The 23,294-nt window shown below is 71.6% G+C and carries 20 protein-coding genes, 1 tRNA gene and 2 pseudogenes; 7 read left to right on the top strand and 16 right to left on the bottom strand.

Annotation, left to right across the window (positions count from 1 at the left end; all coding sequences use genetic code 11):
* Positions 1 to 55: 55 nt before the first annotated feature.
* Positions 56 to 742: a histidine phosphatase family protein gene (locus ACF062_RS27785; protein WP_392142292.1), complete on the bottom strand. Its 687-nt coding sequence runs from the start codon at positions 740 to 742 to the stop codon at positions 56 to 58.
* 61 nt (positions 743 to 803) lie between these two features.
* On the opposite strand from ACF062_RS27785, the gene corA reads away from it, so the two are divergent.
* Positions 804 to 1,802, top strand: coding sequence for a magnesium/cobalt transporter CorA (gene corA, locus ACF062_RS27780; RefSeq protein WP_392142290.1), 999 nt, complete (start codon positions 804 to 806; stop codon positions 1,800 to 1,802).
* A gap of 46 nt (positions 1,803 to 1,848) precedes the next feature.
* On the opposite strand, the pseudogene ACF062_RS27775 reads toward corA, so the two are convergent.
* Together ACF062_RS27775 and ACF062_RS27770 are read right to left on the bottom strand one after the other, a co-directional pair.
* A pseudogene (locus tag ACF062_RS27775) lies at positions 1,849 to 2,634 on the bottom strand (ferritin-like domain-containing protein); the annotation flags it as partial.
* 228 nt (positions 2,635 to 2,862) lie between these two features.
* A complete protein-coding gene (locus ACF062_RS27770) occupies positions 2,863 to 3,918 on the bottom strand; it encodes an LLM class F420-dependent oxidoreductase (RefSeq protein ID WP_392142288.1) in 1,056 nt (351 codons plus the stop codon).
* 180 nt (positions 3,919 to 4,098) lie between these two features.
* Between ACF062_RS27770 and ACF062_RS27765 the strand changes: the two genes are divergently transcribed.
* Together ACF062_RS27765 and ACF062_RS27760 are read left to right on the top strand one after the other, a co-directional pair.
* A complete protein-coding gene (locus ACF062_RS27765) occupies positions 4,099 to 5,079 on the top strand; it encodes an aldo/keto reductase (RefSeq protein WP_392142287.1) in 981 nt (326 codons plus the stop codon).
* The gene (locus ACF062_RS27760) at positions 5,076 to 7,574 is read left to right on the top strand and encodes an AAA family ATPase (protein WP_392142285.1); all 2,499 of its coding nucleotides are present in this window, start codon (positions 5,076 to 5,078) and stop codon (positions 7,572 to 7,574) included. The genes ACF062_RS27765 and ACF062_RS27760 overlap by 4 nt, the downstream gene beginning before the upstream one ends.
* Positions 7,575 to 7,859: 285 nt before the next feature.
* Here ACF062_RS27760 and ACF062_RS27755 read toward each other — a convergent pair.
* A pseudogene (locus tag ACF062_RS27755) lies at positions 7,860 to 8,564 on the bottom strand (hypothetical protein); the annotation flags it as partial.
* 47 nt (positions 8,565 to 8,611) lie between these two features.
* Here ACF062_RS27755 and ACF062_RS27750 point away from each other — a divergent pair.
* A complete protein-coding gene (locus tag ACF062_RS27750) occupies positions 8,612 to 8,800 on the top strand; it encodes a DUF5703 family protein (RefSeq protein WP_127911640.1) in 189 nt (62 codons plus the stop codon).
* Positions 8,801 to 8,916: 116 nt separating this feature from the next.
* Here the strand turns inward: ACF062_RS27750 and ACF062_RS27745 are convergent, their stop codons facing one another.
* The 3 genes from ACF062_RS27745 to ACF062_RS27735 all read right to left on the bottom strand — a co-directional run bounded on the left by ACF062_RS27745 (position 8,917) and on the right by ACF062_RS27735 (position 11,625).
* Positions 8,917 to 9,738 (bottom strand): chaplin family protein, encoded by an 822-nt coding sequence (locus ACF062_RS27745; protein WP_392142283.1) that lies wholly within the window; start codon positions 9,736 to 9,738, stop codon positions 8,917 to 8,919.
* A gap of 137 nt (positions 9,739 to 9,875) precedes the next feature.
* Positions 9,876 to 10,109, bottom strand: coding sequence for a chaplin (locus tag ACF062_RS27740; protein WP_392142281.1), 234 nt, complete (start codon positions 10,107 to 10,109; stop codon positions 9,876 to 9,878).
* A 190-nt stretch (positions 10,110 to 10,299) separates the two neighbouring features.
* Complete coding sequence (locus ACF062_RS27735) at positions 10,300 to 11,625, bottom strand: M20/M25/M40 family metallo-hydrolase (RefSeq protein ID WP_223773721.1); 1,326 nt, start codon at positions 11,623 to 11,625, stop codon at positions 10,300 to 10,302.
* Between the two features lie 187 nt (positions 11,626 to 11,812).
* Between ACF062_RS27735 and ACF062_RS27730 the strand changes: the two genes are divergently transcribed.
* A tRNA-Leu gene (locus ACF062_RS27730) sits at positions 11,813 to 11,897 on the top strand.
* 41 nt (positions 11,898 to 11,938) lie between these two features.
* Here the strand turns inward: ACF062_RS27730 and ACF062_RS27725 are convergent.
* Genes ACF062_RS27725 through ACF062_RS27700 form a run of 6 tightly spaced genes read right to left on the bottom strand, consistent with a single transcriptional unit; the run spans position 11,939 to position 17,179 of the window.
* Positions 11,939 to 12,616: a potassium-transporting ATPase subunit C gene (locus ACF062_RS27725; RefSeq protein ID WP_392142279.1), complete on the bottom strand. Its 678-nt coding sequence runs from the start codon at positions 12,614 to 12,616 to the stop codon at positions 11,939 to 11,941.
* A 7-nt stretch (positions 12,617 to 12,623) separates the two neighbouring features.
* On the bottom strand, positions 12,624 to 14,771 hold the full coding sequence (kdpB, locus tag ACF062_RS27720; protein ID WP_392142277.1) for a potassium-transporting ATPase subunit KdpB: 2,148 nt from the start codon (positions 14,769 to 14,771) through the stop codon (positions 12,624 to 12,626).
* Positions 14,768 to 16,432 (bottom strand): potassium-transporting ATPase subunit KdpA, encoded by a 1,665-nt coding sequence (gene kdpA, locus ACF062_RS27715; RefSeq protein ID WP_392142275.1) that lies wholly within the window; start codon positions 16,430 to 16,432, stop codon positions 14,768 to 14,770. Before kdpA ends, kdpB begins: the two co-directional genes overlap by 4 nt.
* Positions 16,433 to 16,440: 8 nt before the next feature.
* Positions 16,441 to 16,530, bottom strand: coding sequence for a K(+)-transporting ATPase subunit F (gene kdpF / locus ACF062_RS27710; protein ID WP_037802756.1), 90 nt, complete (start codon positions 16,528 to 16,530; stop codon positions 16,441 to 16,443).
* Positions 16,527 to 16,727 carry a hypothetical protein gene (locus ACF062_RS27705; RefSeq protein ID WP_392142273.1) on the bottom strand — a complete coding sequence of 67 codons (201 nt, stop codon included), beginning with the start codon at positions 16,725 to 16,727 and terminating at the stop codon, positions 16,527 to 16,529. The genes kdpF and ACF062_RS27705 overlap by 4 nt, the downstream gene beginning before the upstream one ends.
* A 26-nt stretch (positions 16,728 to 16,753) precedes the next feature.
* On the bottom strand, positions 16,754 to 17,179 hold the full coding sequence (locus ACF062_RS27700; protein WP_392142271.1) for a cupin domain-containing protein: 426 nt from the start codon (positions 17,177 to 17,179) through the stop codon (positions 16,754 to 16,756).
* A gap of 52 nt (positions 17,180 to 17,231) precedes the next feature.
* Between ACF062_RS27700 and ACF062_RS27695 the strand changes: the two genes are divergently transcribed.
* Positions 17,232 to 18,251, top strand: a complete 1,020-nt coding sequence (locus ACF062_RS27695) for a GlxA family transcriptional regulator (RefSeq protein ID WP_392142269.1) — start codon at positions 17,232 to 17,234, stop codon at positions 18,249 to 18,251.
* 46 nt (positions 18,252 to 18,297) lie between these two features.
* Here the strand turns inward: ACF062_RS27695 and ACF062_RS27690 are convergent, their stop codons facing one another.
* The 3 genes from ACF062_RS27690 to ACF062_RS27680 all read right to left on the bottom strand — a co-directional run bounded on the left by ACF062_RS27690 (position 18,298) and on the right by ACF062_RS27680 (position 22,642).
* Positions 18,298 to 21,183: a peroxidase family protein gene (locus ACF062_RS27690; RefSeq protein ID WP_392142267.1), complete on the bottom strand. Its 2,886-nt coding sequence runs from the start codon at positions 21,181 to 21,183 to the stop codon at positions 18,298 to 18,300.
* Between the two features lie 283 nt (positions 21,184 to 21,466).
* Entirely contained in the window at positions 21,467 to 21,868 is a 402-nt protein-coding gene (locus tag ACF062_RS27685) for a YchJ family protein (RefSeq protein ID WP_392142265.1), read from the bottom strand.
* Between the two features lie 72 nt (positions 21,869 to 21,940).
* The gene (locus ACF062_RS27680; protein WP_392142264.1) at positions 21,941 to 22,642 is read right to left on the bottom strand and encodes a FadR/GntR family transcriptional regulator; all 702 of its coding nucleotides are present in this window, start codon (positions 22,640 to 22,642) and stop codon (positions 21,941 to 21,943) included.
* Between the two features lie 135 nt (positions 22,643 to 22,777).
* Here ACF062_RS27680 and ACF062_RS27675 point away from each other — a divergent pair, with 135 nt between their 5' ends.
* Positions 22,778 to 23,293 (top strand): gluconokinase, encoded by a 516-nt coding sequence (locus tag ACF062_RS27675; RefSeq protein ID WP_392142685.1) that lies wholly within the window; start codon positions 22,778 to 22,780, stop codon positions 23,291 to 23,293.
* The last annotated feature ends 1 nt before the right edge of the window (position 23,294 follow it).

Below are 23,294 nucleotides of genomic sequence, written 5' to 3'. Positions count from 1 at the left end.
GATCGACTGCGAGGGGGCTGCTGCTTCAACCGCTTCACCCTACTGCGGGCGACGATCACGGTGCGCCCGCACCGCCCCCCACCGTCGCGTCGTCGCCCGGCGGCTCCTCCCTCGGGACCAGCGAGGCGAAGTCGCCGGTGTCCCCGAGGCGTACGAGGAAGGGGCGCAGCCGGGTGTAGCGGATGACGGTGACGGAGCAGGGCTCCACGGAGATGCGCTGGAACAGGTCGAGGTGGAGCCCGAGGGCTTCCGCGACCAGGGACTTGATGATGTCCCCGTGGGAGCACATCAGGTAGACGGCGTCCTCGCCGTGGTCGCGCTCCACGCGCGCGTTCCACTCGCGCACCGCCTCGGCGGCGCGCGTCTGCATGGCGCGCATGGACTCGCCGCCGGGGAAGGCGGCGGCGGACGGATGCCGCTGGACGACCTCCATCAGCGGCTCGTCGGCCAGCTCGGCGAGTTTGCGGCCCGACCAGTCGCCGTAGTCGCACTCCCCGATGCGGTCCTCGGTGTGCGCCTGGAGCCCCGGGCGGGCGGCGAGCAGCGGCGCGAGGGTCTCCCGGCAGCGCTGCAAGGGGCTGGTGACGACTTCGGCGAGAGGGACGCCGGCCAGCCGGGCGGGCAGCGCGGCGGCCTGTTCGGCACCGCGTTCGTCGAGGGCCACACCGGGGGTCCACCCGGCGAGCAGACCCGCGGTGTTGGCGGTGGAGCGTCCGTGCCGGACGAGGATCAGCGTGGGCATGCGGACCAGCCTAAGCGCCGGAGAAGTGATACCCCCGGGGTGGCTGGGAACTATGTGCGGTGTGATTGTCGACTGTGCCATTTACCGCGAGGGTCGTCGCAGCGAGGGCCCGCAGGACTTCTCCGACGCCTTGGGCGAGGCGCGGGCCACGAGCGAGGCGTTCGTCTGGATCGGCCTGCATGAGCCCACCGAGAGCGAGTTCGACAAGGTCAGCGAGGAGTTCGGGCTCCATCCGCTGGCCGTGGAGGACGCCCTCAAGGCCCATCAGCGGCCCAAGCTGGAGGTGTACGACGACTCGCTGTTCATGGTCCTCAAGCCGGTCGTGTACGAGCCGCACACCGACAACGTCTCCTCCGGCGAGGTCATGATCTTCGTGGGCGACTCGTTCGTGGTGACCGTCCGGCACGGCGAGGGCGCGCCGCTCGGCGCCGTGCGCGACCGCCTGGAGGCCGATCCCGACGTCCTGAGGCACGGGCCCACGGCGGTCCTGTACTCGATCGCCGACGCCTCCGTGGACCACTACCTGGAGGTCGCCGACGAGCTCCAGGAGGACCTGGAGGTCCTGGAGACGGAGGTCTTCTCACCGGACGGCGGCGGTTCGCGCCACACGGCGTCCAGGATCTACAACTTCAAGCGGCAGATCCTCGAATTCCGCCGGGCGACCGGGCCGCTGTCCCTGCCGCTGGCGCGCCTCTCCGGAGCGGGCCCCTTCGGCCCTCCGGTGCCGTTCGCGGACGAGACGGCGCAGCCCTTCTTCCGGGACGTCAACGACCACCTGACGCGCGTCAACGAATCGGTGGAGGGCCTCGACCGGCTGGTGTCGGACATCCTGTCCGCGCATCTGGCGCAGATGAGCGTGCGGCAGAACGACGACATGCGGAAGATCTCGGCGTGGGCGGCCATGGCCGCGGTCCCGACGATGATCGCGGGGATCTACGGCATGAACTTCGACCACATGCCGGAGCTGCACTGGACGTGGACGTACCCCGCCGTGATCCTCGTGATGGTCGTCCTGGAAGTGCTCCTGTACCGCATGTTCAAGCACCGCGGCTGGCTGTAGGCCGCTCCTTCGGAGAGGTGGCCCTTCTCTTCGGAGAGGCGGCCTCGGCGTACTCGGGCGCCGGGGCCGCGGGGCCGCCCAGGGCGTCGCGCCGCTCGGGCCGCTTCAGGGAGACCATCCGCCGCCAGCCGCCGAGCCGCTCGTACGTGTACGCGGCGTGGATGCCGGCGGCGAGCACCTTCCGCTTGGTGGGCGGCCAGTGGAGGATGCGCCCCATGTGGTCCAGCACGGCGAGGCTCACGTCGCGGTGGACGCGGATCTCGGCGAGCGCGTAGTCGCGCAGGACGCGCTGGATGGTGTGGCCGTAGCCGGCGGACGCGAAGCGCAGCAGCTCCTCGTGGCAGTACGCGAGGTGGTTGTCCTCGTCCTCCGAGATCATCCGGACGGCACGGCCGATGTCCGGGTGGTCGGCGAAGTACCTGAGCAGCAGCCGCATCTGCTCGGCGGCGCGCTGTTCGGTGACCCGGCTGTGCGCGAGGTAGGTGACGATGTCCCGGACGGTCAGTTCCCGGTCGGTCTTCAGCCGCTCGTGGGCGAGGCCGATGCCGTGCTTCTCCAGCAGCATCGTGTAGTCCGTCTCGTGCGGTACGTCGACGGGGCGCAGGCCGCGCTTCCTCATCAGGGCGCGGAAGATCCGGCCGTGCTTGTCCTCGTCGGCGCCGTGCCGGGTGATCTTGGGCACGAGCGCGCGCTCACTCGCCGGGACGAGGGCGGCGATGCGGCCGTTCTCCCAGCCGCCCTGTGCCTCCCCGCCGGCGGCGATGGAGCAGAAGAGCCGGAACGACTCGTCGTTGCCGAGGATCTCCTCGAAGACACTCCTGGCCGAAAGCATCACTGGCACCTCCATGCCCCTGGACGTGGACCTCCGCGAAGACGAAGTCAAATGCGAGGTCCGCCACCGGGCAACAGGTGTGCGGGGCGAGTGGACCGGCCGAAGGACGCCGATGGCGGGCCCGAGGCCGTAACCGAGGGCGCCCGTGCCGCGTTGTTCCGCGTGACGGCCGTGGCGGGGAAGACCCCCCGAGCCCCCACCACGGCCGCAGAAATCCCTCTCCCCTCGTTACGCCAGTCCGGCGCGTTCCAGCGCCTCGGTGCCGGCCCGCAGCGCGGCGATCCGGTCCTCCAGCGTGAAGCCCGCGGGCGACAGCGTGAGGGTGGTGACACCGGCCGCCGCGTAGGCCTGCATCCGGTCGGCGATCCGGTCCACGGAACCGAGCAGCGTCGTCGAGTCGATCAGCTGTCGCGGCACGGCCGCGGCGGCGCCTTCCTTGTCGCCCGCGAGGTACTTGTCCTGGATCTCGGCGGCCTCCTTCTCGTACCCCATGCGCCGCGCGAGCTGGTTGTAGAAGTTCTGCTTGCGGCTGCCCATGCCGCCGACGTACAGCGCGGTGTAGGGCCGGAACATGTCGGCGAGGGCGTCGACCTGGTCGTCCGCGCCGACCGCGAGCGGCACCGTCGGGACGACGTCGAAGCCCTCCATGGTCTTGCCTGCCTTCTCGCGCCCGGCGCGCAGGTGCCGCAGCGCGGTCTCCTCCAGGTGCTCGGCGGCCGGGAAGATCAGCAGGGCGCCGTCGGCGATCTCGCCGGTCTGCTCCAGGTTCTTCGGGCCGATCGCGGCGATGTAGAGCGGGATGTGCTCGCGCTGCGGGTGGACGGTCAGCTTGATGGGCTTGCCGGGGCCGCCGGGCAGCGGGAGCGTCCAGTGCTCCCCCTCGTAGGAGAGGCGCTCGCGGGTCATGGCCTTGCGGACGATCTCGACGTACTCACGCGTACGGGCCAGCGGCTTGTCGAACTTCACGCCGTACCAGCCCTCGGACACCTGTGGGCCCGAGACCCCGAGGCCGAGGCGGAACCGGCCGCCGGAGAGCGAGTCGAGAGTGGCGGCCGTCATCGCGGTCATCGCGGGCTGCCGCGCCGGGATCTGGAAGATCGCGGACCCGACGTCGATGCGTTCGGTCTGCGCGGCCACCCAGGTCAGCACCGTCGCGGCGTCCGAGCCGTACGCCTCCGCGGCCCAGCAGACCGCGTAGCCGAGCCGGTCGGCCTCCTTGGCGACCGCGAGATTGTCCGCGTCCATCCCAGCGCCCCAGTAGCCGAGGTTGATCCCGAGCTGCATGGCCGATCCCCTAACCGCTGTACTCGTGAGTAACGTGCCTGTGCCGGGGACTGTAGCGCGCGGGCGCGGGATCCGTCAGGGGCTGGTCGGTTCCCCTGACGGGCGGCCGAGTTCTCCACAGTCGCGGGTTTGTCCACAGGGTCGCCCGTCGCCGGGGTGTGGCCAGTAATCTCAGCGCCCATGGAGCAGAGGCATCTCGGCCGGACCGGCCTGCGCGTGTCCCGCATCGGACTCGGCACCCTCACGTGGGGCCATACCGAGGAGAGCGACGCCGCCGAGCTGTTGAAGGTGTTCTGGGAGGCGGGCGGCACGCTCGTCGACACGGCCGACGTGTACGGCGACGGCGGGTCCGAGTATCTGCTCGGCCGCCTGATCGAGCGGCTCGTCTCCCGGCGCGATCTGGTCATCGCCACCAAGGCGGGCAGCGTGCCCGATCCCGAGCGGCGCTTCGACGGCTCGCGGGGCCATCTGCTCTCCGCGCTCGACGCCTCGCTCGCCCGCCTCGGCACGGATTACGTGGACCTGTGGCAAGTGCACGCCTTCGACCCCCGCACCCCGCTGGACGAGACGCTTCAGGCCCTCGACATCGCGGTCAGCAGCGGCCGGGCGCGCTACGCGGGCGTCTCCAACTTCTGCGGCTGGCAGCTCGCCAAGGCCGCGACGTGGCAGCTCTCGATGCCGGGCGCGCGCACCCGTATCGCCAGTACGCAGATGGAGTACTCCCTGCTCCAGCGCGGCGTCGAGCGCGAGGTGCTGCCCGCCGCCATCGACCTGGGAGTGGGCCTCCTGCCCTCCTCGCCGCTCGGCCGGGGAGTACTGACCGGGAAGTACCGCCGCGCGACCCCCGCCGACTCGCGCGGCGCCTCCGACCACATGGCGCCCTTCGTCGCGCCGTACCTGGACGACGCGGCGGGGCACATCGTCGACGCGGTCGCGACGGCCGCCGACGGACTCGCGGCGACCCCGCTCCAGGTCGCCCTGGCCTGGGTGCGCGACCGCCCCGGAGTGACGGCCCCGATCGTCGGCGCGCGCAACGCGCAGCAGCTCACGGCCGCATTGTCAGTGGAGAGCCTTAGTCTTCCTGACGAGATCTGCCAGGCGCTCGACGATGTGTCGGCGCCCGTGCACCGCTATCCCGATCACGACTGGAGCACGCTGTGAGTACGGAACCCGCTGCCGCGGAGGACCCCGGAGCCGCTGCCGCGGAGCGAGCGGAGTCGCCCGCCGGGCAGGGCGAGACTCCGCCGGCGCCCGCCGGGCCGGGTGCGGAGGAGAACGGGGGCGGGAGTGCCGAGGCTGTCGGGCCGGTCGACCCTCCGTCGGTGCCCGCCGGGCCGGGCACAGTGGAGGACGCCGACGGGACGCCGACAGAAGGCGCGGGCGAAAGCACCGAGGCCACCGATCCGACCGAGGGTCCCTCGGCAGCCGCCGAGCGCGGCGCGCAGGGGAACGCGGACGGGATGGCGACAGAGGGCACAGCCGAGAGCGCCGAGGCCGCTGGGCTGCCCGAGGGACCGTCGGCCCCCGCCGGGCCAGGCGAGGAGGAAGGCGTCGGCGGGGCAGCGGCAGAAGGCGCGGCCGAAAGCGCCGAAGCCGTCGCGTTGTCCGAGGCCGAGGCGGAGATCGCCGCGCAGCGGGAGTTGCGGGAGCGGATCGAGCAGCGCAAGGCGTCCAAGGAAGGGCCCATCGAGGCCGGGACGAAGCTGAGCGGGACGGCCGCCGACCTGCTCGCCGCCGTGCGTGCCGTGGAGAGCGGCGAGAAGCCCGTCGCCGGCGCCTTCCGCGAGCCCGAGCCCGCACGGCGCAGGCCGACCCCGCCACCCGCGCGGGAGCCCGTACGGCCGCGCCCCTCCGCTGAGGCGGCGCCCGCCGAGGAGAGTGTCGCCGCGGTCCGTGCCGTGCTCGCCGAAGGAGGCGCGCCGGAGACGCTCGCCGCGCCGACGGCGGCCACGCTCGGCGAGGGCGCGGACGACCAACTGCGCGCGGACCCCTGGCAGTTGCTGCGGGTCGGCGGTGTCCGCCCCGAGCAGGCCGACGGGTTCGCGAGGGCACTGCTCGGCCCCGACTGCGGGCCCGGCGACGAGCGCAGGGGCCGCGCGATCACCGTGTGGCTCCTGGAGCAGGCCGCCGTCGCGGGACACACCGCGCTGGATGCCGCCGCGCTGACCGCGGCCCTGGGGCAGCGCGCGGTGCCCGACCCGGACGCCGCGGTGCACAGCGCCCTGGCGGAGGGCGACGCCCTGGTCTTCCAGGACGCCCTCGAAGGTGCCGAGACGGTGCCGGTCCAGCGCTCGGACGACGAGGGCGGGCAAGGGCCGGAGGGCGGGCAGGAAGAGCAGGAGCGCCCCGTCCGCGTCCTGATCGGCCTGGAGCGGTATGCCATGGCGGAGGAGAGCCTCGCCGACGGACTCGCCCGGATCATCAACTCCCTGCCCAAGGAGGGCGGCCAAGAGGGCGGCCCTGGCCCCCGTGACACCGACTGGGAGGCAGCCGCGGGCGAGGCTTCCGGGTCCACGGCCGAGCTGATCCGTGCCGTGGGCGGGCACGGCCTCGTGCTGCACTCCGGTGGCGAGGCGGCGCGTGCGGAGCCCGCCGCGCTGGTGGCCGCCGCCGCCGCGCTCGGCCTCCGGGTGTGCGCGGCCGCCCACAGCGCCGACGGCCGGCGCCGCCTCGCGCAAGCGACCGGTACGCACGAGGCGGCGGCCGTGACGGTCGCGGGACTGCTCTCCGGCGCGCAGGGCCCCGGGCGCGACGCCGACGGCGCCCTCGCCCTTGACCTGCTGGTGGTCCTGGACGCCCCGCAGCTGGACGTGGAGTCCGCGGCGATGCTCGTGGAGTCCCTGCCGGACGGCGCCCGCCTGGTGCTCAGCGGCGATCCGGGCGTGCTGTGGTCGGCGGGCCCCGGGCGGGTCTTCGCCGACCTCGTCGCCGCCCGCTGCTGCCCGCACGTCGTCTCCCGCACCCCGGACCCCGGCCCCCTCGGTGAGCTGACGTCCGGCATCGGCATCGGCGAGCTGAACGCGGTCGAGGCGCCAGGCAAGGAAGTCGTGCTGGTCCCGGTGCGCGACGCCGCCGAGGCGATCCACCGCACGGTGCAGCTCGTCGCGGACTCGGTGCCGAGGGCGATCGGCGTGCCCGCCGAGCAGACGCAGGTCATCACACCGGGGCACGGCGGCGCCGCCGGCACCCGCGCGCTCAACGCCGCGCTGAAGGAGCGGCTGAACCCCGGCCCCGGCCGCTTCGGCGGCTTCGACCCCGGCGACCGGGTCGCCCACGTCCCGGCGGCGGGCCGCACGACGCTCGGCCGCGTGGTGCGGGCCGACGCGGAGGGGCTGCACCTGGAGTGCGACGGCGACCCCGTGCTCGTACGCAGGGAGCGGGTGGAGCGGGAGGTGCGGCACTCCTGGGCGCTCACGGCACATCAGGCGGCCGGGCTGCGCTGGCCCGCCGTGGTCGTGGTGCTCCCCGGCGACGCGGCGCAGACGCTGACCCGGCCGTGGGTCTACACGGCGTTCACCCGGGGCGAGCGGCACCTGTCGGTCGTGCAGGGCGTCGAACAGGCCCTGCCGCGCGCGGTGGCGGAGCGCCTCTGGAAGGACCGTACGACGCGCCTGCGGACGCTGCTGCGCCCCCAGGTCCCCTCGGCGGCGTCCTGAGCCGCTGAGCCGGGCGGCGCCACGGGCGCGGCCCGGCCCGGCTCCACGAACGAGCGCGCCGCCCCCTTGAGGGGACGGCGCGCTCACCGAGGGAGACGTCTCCGAAGGACGTCAGCGACCGGCTTCCCGAACACCGGGCTCTGCCCCACCAGTCTCACGAGCATCACCTGCCTCGTCCGCCCCCTTCGCCCCCCTCGCCACATCAGGCACGTCAGCCCCATGAGCCACGTCGCCGGTCACATCCGGCGCGTCAGTCATATCGGCTTCCTCGACCTCTTCGATCTCGTCGAGAGGCACGGCCACATCCGGGTCGATGTCGGGGTCCGCGTCGAGCCCGTCGAGCCCGTCGAGTCCGTCCAGGCCGTCGAGTCCGTCGTGATCCAGCTCGTCGTCGAAGACCGAGCTGACGTCGAAGCGGCAGACCACCCGGTGCGGGTCGGCCTGGTCGAAGGGAGCGTCGAGCCACTCCCCCGGCTCGGCGGTGACGTCCGCCGCGGTGACCCACAGCGTGGAGTCGCCCTCCTCCAGGCCGAACTCCTTGTGCCGGGAGGCGATCTCGTCCGGTTCGAACTCCCCGAAGAGGACGCCGAGCGCGCCGTGCACGGTGTCGGCCGGACCGGTCCCTCCCGGCCCATCCGCGTCGAGGTCGGCGACCCGCTGCGCCTGGGCGAGCAGCCGCTGCGGTTCCGCCACGGCGTAGTCGCGGCGGATCAGCACGCTCAGCGCCTTCGCCTCCGCCGGGCCCTGGTAAGGCGGCAACGCGTCGTCGGTACCGGGGATCTCGAAGGGCGTGACCTCGTCATAGCGGTCGTAGAGAAGTTCGTCGTACTCCTCCGCCGCGGCGGCGAGTTCGTTGAACGCTTCGTACACGGCCGGATCGTCCTCGCCCGACCTGCGTTCGACCGCGGCCAAGTGGCGGTCGAGCGCGGTCTTGACCGCCTCGGCGGCGGCACGTACCTCGGCAGCGGTGGGCTGCGCAGCATCAGACATAGTGCAGACGCTATCCGTACCGGGCCCGTGCCCGCACAATAGATGCGATGCCGGAATACGAATTTGTCGACGTGTATGTACCGCGCGGGGTCACCCGCAAGGAAGCCACACGTCTGCTGACAGACCACGCAGAGTACGGACACTGGGAGTTGGACCGCCTGAGTCTGCACCCCGACGGGAGCCGCAGAGTGCGGCTGAAACGACGGATCATCCGCCAGGTGCGGGCCACCTGGTGAGCGGACGCAAGCCCGTCTGATCCGGGGCCGCGGGAAACGGAGCGGGCCCCGCGACGGCGGGGCCCGCTCCGTTCCGGCGTGCCCGGCGGCAGCTGACCGCACGGGCACAGGGTGTCTCAGGCGGCCGCCCGCGCCCTCCGGTACAGCACGGCGCCCGCGAGCAGCACGCCCGCGCCCATCGGCAGCGCGAGGCCGACCGGCAGCGAGTTGCCGGTCTCCGCGAGCTGCGAGGTCCCCTCGGGCGGGGTGACGGTCTGCGTGCCCGGGTGGTTCGGCTTGGCGGGGTCGACCGGGTCATGGGGCTTACCCGGCTCTCCCGGCTTGCCGGGCTCCCCCGGCTTACCGGGCTGCTCGGGCTTGCCCGGATCCCCCGGCTTGCCCGGCTCTCCCGGCTTACCGGGCTGCTCGGGCTTGCCCGGATCCCCCGGCTTGCCCGGCTCCTCCGGCTTACCGGGGTGCTCGGGGTCCGTCGGCGGCTTCTCGCCGCCCGGCGGGGTCACCGAGCCGCTGTCGTTGGCGCAGCCGTTGCCACTGGTCGCGTTGCCGAGGCCGCCGATGGTGACGCTGTTGCCGCAGACGTTCACCGGAGCGTTCACCGGCACCTGCACGGTGTTGCCGGAACCGACGCCCGGGGAGTCGCTGGTGCGGCCCTCGGCCTTGGCCCCGCCCGAGGGCTTGTGCGAGCCGCCCCCCTTGCCGGAGTTGGCGCAGTTGTTGCCCATCGCGGGGTTCAGGACCCCGACGACGTTCACGGTGTTGCCGCACACGTTGACCGGGGCGTCAATGGGGGCCTGGACGGTGTTGCCCGACAGCACTCCGGGGGAATCCGAGGCGCCCCCCTTGGCGGTCGAGTCGGCGTGCGCGTAGCCACCGGACATGGCGAGTACGCCCGTCGCGGCCGCCATGGTGATCAATCCTTTGCGGGTGCCCTGTCGCATAGCTGTTCCCTGCCTTTTACCTTCCGGAATACGCCCGGGCCATTGCCCGGACCTGGAATGCCCGTCGGCCCCGGAGCGCATGGCGCGCGCTCCGGGGCCGACGGACTCAGCCCCTCAAGGGGTGAGGCACAACAACGTCACTTGTTGATGCAGGTGTTGCCGAAGGTGGGGTTCAGCAGGCCGATCACGTTGACCGTGTTGCCGCAGACGTTCACCGGGACGTGGACCGGGGCCTGGATGACGTTGCCCGAGACGACACCGGGAGAGTTGACGGCGGCACCCTGGGCACCGGCATCGGCAGCGGCGACGCCCGCGCCGGCGAGCACGAGACCACCAGTGGCAGCCGCAGCAGCGACGATCTTCTTGATCATTGTTCCTCCTTGTTGGCAATGCAGTCCCAGCCGCGGACTGCACCACCTGTAACGAGGAAGGAGCAAGGGGGCTACGAGCTGAAGAGTGCTTTCACTCTTTTCAGTCAAGTACGCACGCGCTGGCGATTATTGGAGTGTCGTTTCACCATGAAAAGCAGACGATAACCGGCCGCCTTCCGGCCGGCTCCCGTCAGGACGCGTCGATGAACCGGTCCAGCACCCGGACGCCGAACTTGAGGCCGTCGACCGGTACCCGCTCGTCGACCCCGTGGAACATGCCCGCGAAGTCCAGCTCCGGCGGCAGCTTCAGCGGCGCGAAGCCGAAGCCCCGGATGCCGAGGTCGTCGAAGGACTTGGCGTCCGTGCCGGCGGAGAGCATGTAGGGCACCGCGCGCGCGATCGGGTCCTCGGCCCGCAGGGCGGTCTGCATGGCGTCGACCAGCGCTCCGTCGAAGGTGGTCTCCAGCGCCTTGTCCGCGTGCACGTCCTCGCGCTTGACCCGCGGGCCGAGGATCCGGTCCAGGTCGGCGAGGAACTCCTCCTCGTAACCCGGCAGATAGCGGCCGTCGACATGCGCGGTGGCCTGGCCGGGGATCACGTTCACCTTGTAACCGGCGCCGAGCTGCGTCGGGTTGGCGGTGTTCTGGAGGGAGGCGCCGATGAGCTTGGCGATGCCGCCGAGCTTGGCGAGCGTCTCGTCCATGTTCTCCGGGTCGAGCTCGGTGCCGAGGGCGTCGCCGAGCTCGTCGAGGAAGTGCCGCAGCGTCTTGGTGACGCGTACGGGGAACTTGTGCCGCCCGAGGCGGCCGACGGCCTCGGACAGCTCGGTGATCGCGTTGTCCTTGTGGATCATCGAACCGTGGCCGGCGGTGCCGTCCACGGTCAGCTTCATCCAGTGCATGCCCTTCTGGGCCGTCTCGACGAGGTAGAGCCGCAGGTTCTCGTTGACGGTGAAGGAGAAACCGCCGACCTCGCTGATCGCCTCCGTGCAGCCCTCGAAGAGGTCGGGGTGGTTGTCGACGAGGTACCGCGCGCCGTACGTGCCGCCCGCCTCCTCGTCCGCGAGGAAGGCGAGGACGATGTCGCGCGGGGGCTTGCGGCCGGTGCGCAGCCGGTCGCGGACGACCGCGAGGGTCATCGCGTCCATGTCCTTCATGTCGACGGCGCCCCGGCCCCACACGCAGCCGTCCGCGATCTCCCCGGAGAAGGGGTGGTGCGTCCAGTCCATGGCGTTGGCCGGTACGACGTCGGTGTGGCCGTGGATGAGCAGCGCGGGCCGCGACGGGTCCTCGCCCTCGATCCTCGCCACCGTGGACGCCCTGCCGGGGTGGGACTCGAAGATCTTCGGCTCGAGACCGACCTCGGCGAGCTTCTCGGCGACGTACTCGGCGGCCTTGCGCTCCCCCGGGCCCGAGTGGTCGCCGTAATTGCTCGTATCGATCTGGATCAGTTCGCGACAGAGGTCGACGACCTCGTCCTCACCGGTGACGGCCTTGCCCGTGCTGGACCCGCTCACGCTGGCTCCTCCCGCATTCGCTGCTGGTGGTCCCTCTCATCCTCTCTCTCCCGGGCTCCGGGCCCAAGGGCGGGCGGGCGCCGTCATCAGCAGTTCACGGTGGGTGGAGGGGTGATCGAGTGCCCCCGGAAGCCTGGTAATGTTCTCTGTGTCGCCGCGGGGAACACCCCGCGAAGACAGACACCTGGTCCGGGTGGCGGAATGGCAGACGCGCTAGCTTGAGGTGCTAGTGCCCTTTATCGGGCGTGGGGGTTCAAGTCCCCCCTCGGACACCGGCAAGGCCCCAGTTCATCGAACTGGGGCCTTTGGCGTGTCAGGAGCCGTGGCTCCGCCCGGTCAGTTCCGCGAGGGCGATGTTGAGCCGCAGGACGTTCACGCGCGGTTCTCCCATGAAGCCGAGGGTCCGTCCTTTGGTGTGCTCGTCGACCAGGTTCCGGACCCGGTCCACGCTCACGTGGTTCTTCTCCGCCACGCGGTGGACCTGGAGGGCGGCGTACGCCGGGGAGATGTGCGGGTCCAGGCCGGAGCCCGAGGAGGTGACCGCGTCGGGGGGCACGTCGGCGGGTGCCACCTCGTGGTCGGCCGTGGAGTTGTCCTTGACCACGGCCGCCTTCGCCTTCTTCACCTGGGCGATCAGCTCCTTGCTGTCACCGGCCAGGTTGGTGGCGCCGGACAGGAGCAGCTCGTACTGAGTGTTGACGCTGTTCTCGCCGAGGCCGTTGGAGGGGCGCGGCTGGAACCACCTGAGGTCGGGCTCGGGGGTCTTCTGGCCCTTCTTGAGCGGGAGGTCGTAGCGCTGGCCGATGAGTTCGGAGCCGACGACCCTGCCGTCCGCCTTGATCTCGGAGCCGTTGGCCTTGTCGTGGAAGAGGGCCTGGGCGACGCCGGTCACCGCGAGCGGGTAGATGACGCCGCAGACCAGGGTCAGGACGAGGAGGGCGCGCAGGCCCGCGCCGAGCAGCCGGGCGGTGTTGCCTACCGAGTTGTTCATGAGCGCGTCACCCAATGCCGGGGATGAGGGAGATGAGTACGTCGATGATCTTGATGCCGATGAACGGGGCGACGAGTCCGCCGAGGCCGTAGACGCCGAGGTTGCGCCGCAGCATCCGGTCCGCGCTCATCGGGCGGTACCGCACGCCCTTCAGGGCCAGGGGCACCAGTGCGACGATGATCAGGGCGTTGAAGATCACCGCGGAGAGGATCGCGGATTCGGGCGACGACAGGTTCATGATGTTGAGCTTGTCGAGGCCCGGGTACGCCACCGCGAACATGGCCGGGATGATCGCGAAGTACTTCGCGACGTCGTTGGCGATGGAGAACGTCGTCAGCGCGCCCCGCGTGATGAGGAGTTGCTTGCCGATCTCCACGATCTCGATGAGCTTCGTGGGGTTCGAGTCGAGGTCGACCATGTTGCCGGCCTCCTTGGCGGCCGACGTACCCGTGTTCATCGCCACGCCCACGTCCGCCTGGGCGAGGGCGGGGGCGTCGTTGGTGCCGTCGCCCGTCATCGCGACCAGCTTGCCGCCGGCCTGCTCGCGCTTGATCAGCGCCATCTTGTCCTCGGGCGTGGCCTCGGCGAGGAAGTCGTCCACGCCCGCCTCGTCCGCGATGGCCTTGGCGGTCAGCGGGTTGTCGCCGGTGATCATGACGGTCTTGATGCCCATGCGGCGCAGCTCGTCGAAGCGTTCGCGCATGCCCTCCTTGACGACGTCCTTGAGGTGGATCACCCCGAGGACCCGGGCGCCGTCAGCGTCTTCCACCGCCACCAGCAGCGGCGTGCCACCGGCCTGTGAAATGCGGTCGTTGAGTTCCCGCGCGTCCTCGGCGACCTGCCCCCCGCGCTCCTCGACCCAGGCGATGACCGAGCCGGTCGCGCCCTTGCGGACCCGGCGGCCGTCGGCGTCCACTCCGGACATGCGGGTCTGCGCCGTGAACGCCACCCACTGGGCGCCGGTCAGCTCCCCTTGGTGGCGCTCGCGCAGGCCGTACTTCTCCTTGGCGAGTACGACGATGGAGCGGCCCTCGGGCGTCTCGTCGGCCAGCGAGGAGAGCTGGGCGGCGTCGGCGACCTCGGCCTCGGTGGTGCCGCGCACCGGCACGAACTCGGCGGCCTGACGGTTGCCGAGCGTGATGGTGCCGGTCTTGTCGAGCAGCAGGGTGGAGACGTCGCCCGCGGCCTCGACGGCCCGGCCGGACATGGCGAGGACATTGCGCTGCACCAGGCGGTCCATGCCCGCGATGCCGATCGCGGAGAGCAGGGCGCCGATGGTGGTGGGGATGAGGCAGACGAGCAGCGCCGTCAGGACGATCAGGGAGGTCTGGTCGTCGGCCCCGGCGTAGATCGCGAAGGGCTTGAGCGTGACGACGGCGAGCAGGAAGACGATGGTGAGGGACGCCAGGAGGATGTTCAGGGCGATCTCGTTGGGCGTCTTCTGGCGGGCCGCGCCCTCGACGAGGTTGATCATGCGGTCGATGAACGTCTCGCCGGGCTTCGTCGTGATCTTGATGACGATGCGGTCGGAGAGGACCTTCGTGCCGCCCGTGACGGCGGAGCGGTCGCCGCCGGATTCCCGGATGACGGGGGCCGACTCGCCGGTGATCGCGGATTCGTCGACGGAGGCGACGCCCTCGACGACGTCACCGTCGCCGGGGATGACGTCGCCCGCCTCGCAGACCACCAGGTCGCCGACGCGCAGGTCGGTACCGGGGACGTGCTCCTCGGTGCCGCCGGTCAGGCGGCGCGCGACCGTGTCCGTCTTGGCCTTGCGCAGCGTGTCGGCCTGCGCCTTGCCGCGGCCCTCGGCGACGGCCTCGGCGAGGTTGGCGAAGACGGTGGTCAGCCAGAGCCAGGCGGTGATCGCCCAGCCGAACCAGTTCCCCGGGTCCTTCACCGCGAGCACGGTGGTGACCACCGAGCCGGTCAGGACCACGAACATGACCGGGGACTTGGCCATGACCCGCGGGTGCAGCTTGCGGAAGGCGTCGGGCAGGGACCTCAGCAGCTGGGCGGGGTCGAAGAGGCCCGCGCCGACCTTGCCCTCGCCCGGGGGCCTGTGCCCGCTCGGCCCGTCCTGGTGGGGCGCGCGGGTCGCGGCCGGCCCCTCGTCCCGGCGGTCCATCTCGTGTTCCTTGGTGTGTGTGCTCATGACGCCAGCCCCTCGGCAAGCGGTCCCAGCGCGAGGGCGGGGAAGTAGGTCAGACCGGTGATGATCATGATCGTGCCGACCAGCAACCCGGTGAAGAGCGGTTTCTCGGTGCGCAGGGTGCCCGCGGTCCTGGGGGTCGGCTGCTGCTCCGCCAGCGAACCGGCGAGCGCGAGGACGAACACCATCGGCAGGAAGCGGCCGAGCAGCATGGCGAGACCGATCGTGGTGTTGAACCAGGTCGTGTCCGCGCTCAGGCCGCCGAAGGCCGAGCCGTTGTTGTTGGCGCCGGACGTGAAGGCGTACAGGATCTCGGAGAAGCCGTGCGCCCCGGAGTTGAGCATCGATTCCTTGGGCGTGGGCAGCGCCATCGACACGGCGGTGAAGCCGAGCACGAGCGCCGGGGTGATCAGGAGGTAGCAGGCCGCCAGTTTGATCTCGCGGGTGCCGATCTTCTTGCCCAGGTACTCGGGGGTGCGGCCGACCATCAGGCCCGCGATGAACACGGCGATGACCGCCATCACGAGCATGCCGTAGAGGCCGGAGCCGGTGCCGCCGGGGGCGATCTCGCCGAGCTGCATGCCGAGCATCTCGATGCCGCCGCCGAAGCCGGTGTAGGAGGAGTGGAAGGAGTTCACGGCGCCGGTGGAGGTGAGCGTGGTGGCCACCGCGAAGATCGACGAGCCGCCGATCCCGAACCGGGTCTCCTTGCCCTCCATCGCCCCGCCGGCCAGGTCGAACGCCGGACCGCCGTGGTGGAACTCCGTCCACATCATCAGCGCGGTGAAGCCGAGCCAGATCGTCGCCATCGTGGCGAGGATCGCGTAGCCCTGGCGGACGGAGCCGACCATCTTGCCGAAGGTGCGGGTCAGCGAGAAGGGGATGACGAGGATCAGGAAGATCTCGAAGAGGTTGGAGAAGGGGCCGGGGTTCTCGAAGGGGTGGGCGGAGTTGGCGTTGAAGTAGCCGCCGCCGTTCGTGCCCAGCTCCTTGATGACCTCCTGCGAGGCGACCGCGCCGCCGTTCCACTGCCGCGTGCCGCCCAGGAACTGGCCGACCTCGTGGATGCCGGCGAAGTTCTGGATCGCGCCGCAGGCGACCAGGACGAGCGCGCCGACCACGGAGATCGGCAGCAGGACGCGGATGACGCCGCGCACCAGGTCGGCCCAGAAGTTGCCGAGCTCCCCGGTGCGGGAGCGCGCGATGCCGCGTACGAGGGCCACCGCCACGGCGATCCCCACCGCCGCCGAGACGAAGTTCTGCACGGCGAGGCCGGCGGTCTGCACGACGTGGCCCATGGCCTGTTCGCCGGAGTACGACTGCCAGTTGGTGTTCGCCACGAAGGAGGCGGCTGTGTTGAACGCCTGGTCCGGGTCGATGGACCGGAAGCCGGGCGAGCCGGGCAGCGCGCCCTGGAGCCGCTGGAGCAGATAGAGGAAGAGGACCCCGGCCGCCGAGAAGGCGAGGACGCCGCGCAGATACGCGGTCCAGCGCATCTCGGAGTCGGGGTCGGCGCCGATGGCCCGGTAGAGCCACTTCTCGACGCGTAGGTGTTTCTTGGAGCCGTAGACGCGGGCCATGTGGTCACCGAGCGGGCGGTGGGCCAGGGCGAGCGCGGCTATGAGAGCGAGCAATTGGAGCACGCCGGCAAGGACGGGGCTCATATCCGTACTCAGAACCTCTCAGGAAAGACGAGGGCGAGGACGAGATAGCCCAGGAGGGCGACGGCCACGACCAGGCCGACGACGTTCTCGGCGGTCACAGCTTCGTCACCCCCTTGGCGACGAGGGCCACCAGCGCGAAGACCGCGATCGTGGTGACGACGAAGGCCACATCGGCCATCGTGAGCTCCTGAGGAAGTAGATGCGTGAACGGTTCGAGGAAAGCTCCCTTTCGGTCGTTTTCGGCCGTCGTTGACGCCGTCCATACGGGGGTGGCGGGCGTCTTGACGGGTCCCATACGAGGGGGACGGCGATCGGTGGCGGTTACTCGGTCAGCGCGTGCCCCGTCGTGGCGTCCACGTGGGCGGGGACGTCCTCGTGGCGGTCCCCGACCGTGGAGGTGCCGGTGGGTTCGAAGAGCAGGATGCGGGCCCCGCCGGGGGCGGACGGCTTGTGTTCGGTGCCGCGCGGGACCGTGAAGACCGAGCCCTGCGGCAGAGTGACGGTGCGCTCCCCCGCGGGCTCGCGCAGGCCGATGCGGAGTTCGCCGCCGAGCACGAGGAAGAACTCGTCGGTGTCGTCGTGGACGTGCCAGAGGTGCTCGCCCTCGACCTTGGCCACGCGTACGTCGTAGTCGTTGACGGTGGTGACGATGCGGGGGCTCCACAAGGCGTCGAAGGAGGCGAGGGCCTGGTCGAGGGCGATGGGATCGCCGGTCAGGGGGGCAGGTGTCACGGGTTCGCTGTTCATGAGGTGATCTTGCGACGTGACGGACCGCCGCCACGAGTGCTAGAAACCGCATATGGCGCAAGGATCCTCGCAACCGGCCGCGCGGCGGACACCGCACCGGATCGTGGTCGTCGTCGACGAGGGAACCAATCCCTTCGAAGTCGGCGCCGCCACCGAGGTGTTCGGCCTGCCCCGGCCCGAACTCGGCCTGCCCGGAGCCCTGTACGAGACCGTGCTGTGCACGCCGAGGCCCGGCGTCCGCATGAACCATGGGTTCTTCACCCTCACCGGCGTGCCCGGACTCGACGCGGTGGAGAGCGCCGACACCCTGATCTTGCCGGGGCGGCCCGACAACACCGTGCCGCGCGCCCCGGCCGTACGGGACGCCATCCGGCGGGCCCACGCGCGCGGCGTCCGGATCATGAGCTTGTGCACCGGCGCCTTCGCGCTCGCCGAGGCGGGCATCCTCGACGGGCGCCGGGCCACCACGCACTGGCAGTGGGCCGACTCCTTCCGGGAGCTGTTTCCGGCCGTGCGGCTCGAACCGGACGTGCTCTTCGTGGACGAGGGCGACATCCTCACCGCGGCGGGCAGCGCGGCCGCCCTCGACCTGGCCCTGCACATCGTGCGAAAGGACTTCGGCGCCGAGGTCGCCAACTCCGTGAGCAGGCGTCTCGTGTTCGCGGCGCACCGGGACGGCGGGCAGCGGCAGTTCGTGGAGCGGCCGGTCCCTCAGGTGCGGGACGAGTCCCTCGCCCCGGTGCTCGCCTGGGCGCAGGAGCGACTGGACGAGCCGCTCACCGTGACCGGCCTCGCCGCGCGCGCCGGGCTCAGCCCCGCGACCCTGCACCGCCGCTTCCGCGCCCAGCTGGGCACCACACCGCTGGCCTGGCTCACCGGCGAGCGCGTGGCCCTGGCCTGCCGCCTCATCGAGCGCGGCGAGGAACGCCTCGACGTGGTCGCGCGCCGCAGCGGCCTTGGCACCGCCGCCAATCTGCGGGCCAGGCTGCGCCGCGAGACGGGGCTCAGCCCGTCCGACTACCGGCGCAGGTTCGGGCCCGCCGGTTCCTCGGCCTCGCCGGAGCGGTCCTGACTCCGTCTCGCCGACGTGCCCCGGCCGCCGTCGCGGCCGACGTGTCTTAGCCGCCCTCGTATCCGCCCCGGTCGCCCATCGGCTGCTGCACCTGGCGCCACGGCGCGAACGCGCTCGCCCCGCGCGGCAACAGGCCCGCCAGCTCGGGGCAGTGCCGCAGCAGGACGGAGTTCATGCCGCCCTTCTGGACCCAGTCGATGCCGAGCGGGGTGTAGATCTCGGGGCGGAAGTCGACGGTCAGGAAACGGTCGCTCTGGAGCCGCCTCGTCGCCATCAGGATGAAGACGCGGAAGGCCGTGTCGCTGAAGCCGAAGCCGTGCGGCGGGTTCTCGGCGAACAGGCCGACGACCGTGTCGATCTCGTCGACCGAGCGGTAGACGTCCCTCAGCCGGGCGAGGGTCACCGGGTCCTGGGAGAGCTCCTCGAAGGAGCGTATGCGCCGCTTGTGCAGGCCCTCCCGGAAGTCGTTGTAGCGGGGCACGCCGCGCCTGCGGGTGCGGACCAGGTCGACGACGGACAGGTCGATGATCTCGCCGTCGCGCTCGAACCGCTGGAGCGCGCGCGGGAAGTTGTGCAGGGTGATCGCGCCGGGGTGGGCGATGCCGAAGGAGTAGAGCGTGTCGGCGAGGCCCGTCTTGCGGATGGCGCCCTCGGCGGCGGTGCCCTGGATGTCGCGGAAGCCGAGGGTCTCCAGGCGCTGCCCGAAGCGGTGTTCGCGCATCTCGAAGTCGTCGGGGATCAGCGGGTGCATGCGGTAGACGGTGACGAAGTCCTCGGTCAGGGAGTACGGCGCCGCGTGGTGGTCCGGCAGGGTCTTGGGGATGCCGGTCAGCGAGTGGGATTCGAGCAGCCACAGGCCGAGCTTCTGGAGCCAGCTGTCCGGCGGTCCTTCCCAGTTGGTGCGCAGCCCGAGGTCGATCGCCTCGGTCGCGAGGATCGCCGGGGTCCACTCCACCGTGTGGATCTTGGCGATGAGGGCGGAGACGACGAGGCGCGCCGTGTGGTAGACGCTCTCCCCGTTCATCGAGGGGTAGGCGTGCCGCAGCGCGTCGCAGACCGCGTTGTGCTCCCGGGCGAAGAGGGTGTGCATGGCGCTGAGGCCGAGCCACCAGTTGTCGGCGAACCCGGTCAGCGGGACGCCGTTCGGACCGAGGGGCAAGTGGCCCTCGTCGAGGCGGAGTCCGGCTCCGCCATCGGGCTCGCGCAGGTGTTTCGCGGTCCGTTCGTTCTCGCCGTACACCTCGGAGCCGTCCCACCAGTGGGAGGCGGTGTTGGCGAAGAGGATCGGCGGCTGGCCGCCGGGGAGCGCGATGCCCTCGTTCTCGGCGAAGCGCATCACGCGCTCGGCCGGGCCGCCCGGCGTGTTGTGCCAGGTGCTGCCGGGCGGCATCGGCACCTCGACGCTGTCGCCGCCCGGCTTGTGGCGGCGGTGGTTGACCCAGTCGTGGACCTGGAACTGGATCCAGGCCGCGGCCAGCACGTTCAGCGAGGTCGCGGGCAGGAACGTATCGCGGTGCAGGAGTTGGCGGCTGACGGTCACCGGGTTCGGGACGTCGAAGAGGTCGGGCCGGTAGACAGGTTTGAGGTTGCGTCCGAAGGGCGCGCCCACGGCGCCCATGGCGGGGCGGGAGAGGTCGTTGTACGTCCCGTCGTAGGACCGCACGGTGCGCAGGTGTTCGTCGGCGGGGGCGGGTACCGGCATGGCCTTGGGCGGCGCCTCGTGCACGTCGGTGTCGATGAGGTTGCGGCGGCGCAGCGCCTTGCGCAGGAGGACGAGGTTGAGCAGGCTCGCGGACAGGGGCAGCCGGTGCCAGGGCACAGCGCGGTTCAGGAGCCGGAACGCGGCGTCGGCCGGGGCGCCAAGCGCCTTGTTGCGCAGCGGCGGTTCCTCGGGGACGAAGCGCAGGCCGTGGCGGTGCGCGGCGCTCGCTTCGTACGCGGCCTTGCGGGCCCGGTTGAGGTTGCCGAGGGGGCGGAAGTCGTCCGTGGTGAACCACGGGTTGAAGCCGATCGTCTCGACGCGTCCGCCCGCGGCGCGCGCCCGCGCGGTGTCGAGGTCCTGGCTCGGCACGGTGAGCGTGGCGACGGGCAGCGCGGGCGTGAGGGACTCGGGCCACTCCACGGCGCCGTCCTCGACGGGGGTGCGCTTGTCGTCGACGTACCGCTGGACGCACAGCTCGAAGGCGATGTCCTGGCGGGCGAGGCGGGCCTCCAGGTCACGGCGCAGGTGGTGGGGGTCGCGCCGTTCGGGGCGGGTGCCGCCGGCGGTGGCGTGGCCCGCGGGCCGCAGCAGATAGCGGACCGGGCCCGCCTCGCCCCACAGGATGGCGCTGCGGCTCCAGTACGTCTCGCCCGCCAGGCTGTCGACCGTGCGGCGGGTGGCGGCGCGGATGTTGCGGCGCATGCGGGCGGCCGTGGACGGGCCGACGGCGAGCGGCAGCCTGACGAAGAGCCCGACGGCCTTGCGTACGCGCGTGGTGGCGCCCGCCATGGCCTTGGCGAAGGCCACGAATTCGCGGGCGTCACGGGCGTGCGACACCGGGTGGTTGGTGGCGAGCAGGTCGTGGCTCTCCTCGGCGGACACCGCCACGCGCACGGCGATACCGCGCAGGTCGGGCGCGCCGTCGGCCTGCCGGATGCCGCCCGCGTTGGAGAGGCGCACGGTCGCCGGGTAGGTGGCGCCGGGTTGCGCGAAGCCGCCGCGCAGGGCGTCGGGGAGGTCGTCGTGGAAGCGGATCCTGGCGTTTTCCACGCCGAGCGCGGCCTTGGCGTGGAAGGTGCGCTCCAGGTCCTTGGTCCGGCTCGCGCGCCGGTTCTTCTCCTGGACCTTCATCAGCTCATGGGCCAGGCGTTCGAAGATCCGGCGCTCCGCTTCCGGTGTGCCGCCCATGTAGCGCTCGTGACTGTGCTGGTGCTGTCCGGTGTCGGCCATCGGGAGCCTCTTCCATCGCACGGCATACGGGACTGCGTAAGGGAGGGGGGCAGGCAGACGCTACTGGCGGCGCCGGTCGGCCGCAGCGAGGGTTCCCGCCTATGTGCGGGGCCGCCCGGCGGGGTCGAACAGGCGGCCGGTCCAGGGCGTTTGGGCCCGTCGGCGGCTTCGGGCGAGCCCGGCGCACGGGCACGCCCCGCCGGATCACACCCCGTGTGAACCTCCGCTTCCCAGCAGTCTCACGCGCACGGGGGTCGCGGTGGCCGGGTCCCGTCGGATGCGCTCAGGCGATAAAGCTGCCGTCCACGTAGACCCAGGCGCCGTCGAGGCGCTCGAAGCGGCTGTGTTCGTGCAGGACCTCCGGGCGGCCGCCGTCGGTGTAGCGGGCCCGGAAGGTGACCGTGCCCGTGGTGTGGAAGGCGGTGCCCTCGCCGGTCTCCTCGATGTCCAGGCCCACCCAGCGCAGCGCCGGATCGAACTCGACGCGGGGCGGCCGGGTCCGCGGGTGCCAGGTGCGCAGGAGGTAGGCCTCGTCCCGTACCGCGAAGGCGCTGTAGCGGGAGCGCATCAGCTCCTCGGGACTGCCGGCGGCGGCCTCGCCGCGGTGCAGGCGGCCGCAGCACTTCTCGTACGGCTCTGGGTGCCCGCAGGGGCAGGGCGTGGGGCGTGCGGCGCGTCGGGACATGGCGTCCATTGTCACCGACCCGCCCCTCGCCGCCGAGCCCGGCCGCTGTCGCCACCCGCCCGCGCCCCGGCGTCAGGGCGCCAGGATGTCCAGTTCTTCGAGCGCGCCGAGGGCGATCTCGCGCGTCAGCGCCTCCGCGCGGGCCGCGTCGCCCTCCCTGACCGCCTCGGCGACCTGGACGTGCAGGGACACGGCGGGCGGATCCGGGTCCTCGAACATCACCTGGTGGGCGGTGCGTCCCGTCAGCACCTCGGCGACGACGTCGCCGAGGCGGGCGAACATCTCGTTGCCGGAGGCGTTGAGGATGACCCGGTGGAAGGCGATGTCGTGCTTGAGATAGCCCTCCAGCTGGTGGCCGCGCGAGTGGGCGACCATGCCGAGCGCGCACTCGGTCAGCTCCGCGCAGTGCGCGGCCGTGGCGTGTCGGGCGGCGAGTCCGGCGGCGACGGGTTCGATCGCGGAGCGCAGCATGGTGAGGGAGCGCAGCTGGCGGGGCCGGTCGGCGCCGGCGAGACGCCACCGGATGACCTGCGGGTCGTAGACGTTCCACTGCTCGGTGGGCAGTACGGTCACCCCCACCCGCCGCCGGGACGCGACGAGGTGCATGGACTCCAGGACCCGGACCGCCTCGCGCATCACGGAGCGGGACACCTCGAAGCGCTGGGCCAGCTCGTCGGTGCGCAGAACACTGCCGGGCGGGTACTCGCCCGCGGTGATGGCGGGCCCGAGGCTTTCCAGTACGCGGGAGTGCAGCCCTCGGGCCTGTGCGGTCATGACGAAAGCCTACGAGGAGAGGCACGTGGACAATAAGTCAGACTTTTATGTCACAGCCTCTTGAATTCGTCATACCTAATGGGTTTCAGTGACGTGAACGAACCGACCGATGTCGATGAAGACAGCGAGAGCACGATGCGGCAGCAACACACCCCCCACGTGGTCGTGATCATGGGCGTGGCAGGGACCGGCAAGACGACGATCGGCCCCCTGCTCGCGGACCGGCTCGGCGTCCCGTACGCCGAGGGCGACGACTTCCACCCGCCTCAGAACGTCGAGAAGATGTCCTCCGGCACCCCGCTCACCGATGACGACCGCTGGCCCTGGCTGGACGCCATCGGCGCCTGGGCGCACGGGCGGGAGGGGCGCGGCGGTGTCGTCAGCAGCTCCGCGCTGAAGCGGAGTTACCGGGACCGGCTGCGGGCCGCCGCCCCCGGCGTCGTCTTCGTCCACCTCACCGGTGACCGCGAGCTCATCGAGGACCGGATGCGGCAGCGCAAGGGGCACTTCATGCCTGCGGCGCTCCTTGACTCGCAGTTCGCCACGTTGCAGCCCCTCGGGGCGGATGAGGCGGGCGTCGCCGTCGACGTCGCCGGATCTCCGGAGGAGATCGCCGAGCGGGCCGTTGAGGCTCTGCGCCGGCTCGGCTGAG

Source organism: Streptomyces sp. NPDC015345 (genome assembly GCF_043078805.1).
Lineage (GTDB): Bacteria > Actinomycetota > Actinomycetes > Streptomycetales > Streptomycetaceae > Streptomyces.
This window is presented reverse-complemented; position numbering and strand designations above follow the sequence as displayed.

Excerpts from the sequence above, each read along its gene's own strand:
- kdpB (WP_392142277.1), bottom strand. The coding sequence starts at position 14,771 with ATGAGCACACACACCAAGGAACACGAGATGGACCGCCGGGACGAGGGG.
- ACF062_RS27695 (WP_392142269.1), top strand. The coding sequence starts at position 17,232 with ATGGCGCAAGGATCCTCGCAACCGGCCGCGCGGCGGACACCGCACCGG.
- ACF062_RS27765 (WP_392142287.1), top strand. The coding sequence starts at position 4,099 with ATGGAGCAGAGGCATCTCGGCCGGACCGGCCTGCGCGTGTCCCGCATC.
- ACF062_RS27705 (WP_392142273.1), bottom strand. The coding sequence starts at position 16,727 with ATGGGACCCGTCAAGACGCCCGCCACCCCCGTATGGACGGCGTCAACG.
- ACF062_RS27725 (WP_392142279.1), bottom strand. The coding sequence starts at position 12,616 with ATGAACAACTCGGTAGGCAACACCGCCCGGCTGCTCGGCGCGGGCCTG.
- ACF062_RS27745 (WP_392142283.1), bottom strand. The coding sequence starts at position 9,738 with ATGCGACAGGGCACCCGCAAAGGATTGATCACCATGGCGGCCGCGACG.
- ACF062_RS27675 (WP_392142685.1), top strand. The coding sequence starts at position 22,778 with ATGCGGCAGCAACACACCCCCCACGTGGTCGTGATCATGGGCGTGGCA.
- ACF062_RS27785 (WP_392142292.1), bottom strand. The coding sequence starts at position 742 with ATGCCCACGCTGATCCTCGTCCGGCACGGACGCTCCACCGCCAACACC.
- ACF062_RS27770 (WP_392142288.1), bottom strand. The coding sequence starts at position 3,918 with ATGCAGCTCGGGATCAACCTCGGCTACTGGGGCGCTGGGATGGACGCG.
- ACF062_RS27680 (WP_392142264.1), bottom strand. The coding sequence starts at position 22,642 with ATGACCGCACAGGCCCGAGGGCTGCACTCCCGCGTACTGGAAAGCCTC.
- ACF062_RS27740 (WP_392142281.1), bottom strand. The coding sequence starts at position 10,109 with ATGATCAAGAAGATCGTCGCTGCTGCGGCTGCCACTGGTGGTCTCGTG.
- ACF062_RS27685 (WP_392142265.1), bottom strand. The coding sequence starts at position 21,868 with ATGTCCCGACGCGCCGCACGCCCCACGCCCTGCCCCTGCGGGCACCCA.
- ACF062_RS27750 (WP_127911640.1), top strand. The coding sequence starts at position 8,612 with ATGCCGGAATACGAATTTGTCGACGTGTATGTACCGCGCGGGGTCACC.
- ACF062_RS27690 (WP_392142267.1), bottom strand. The coding sequence starts at position 21,183 with ATGGCCGACACCGGACAGCACCAGCACAGTCACGAGCGCTACATGGGC.
- kdpA (WP_392142275.1), bottom strand. The coding sequence starts at position 16,432 with ATGAGCCCCGTCCTTGCCGGCGTGCTCCAATTGCTCGCTCTCATAGCC.
- ACF062_RS27700 (WP_392142271.1), bottom strand. The coding sequence starts at position 17,179 with ATGAACAGCGAACCCGTGACACCTGCCCCCCTGACCGGCGATCCCATC.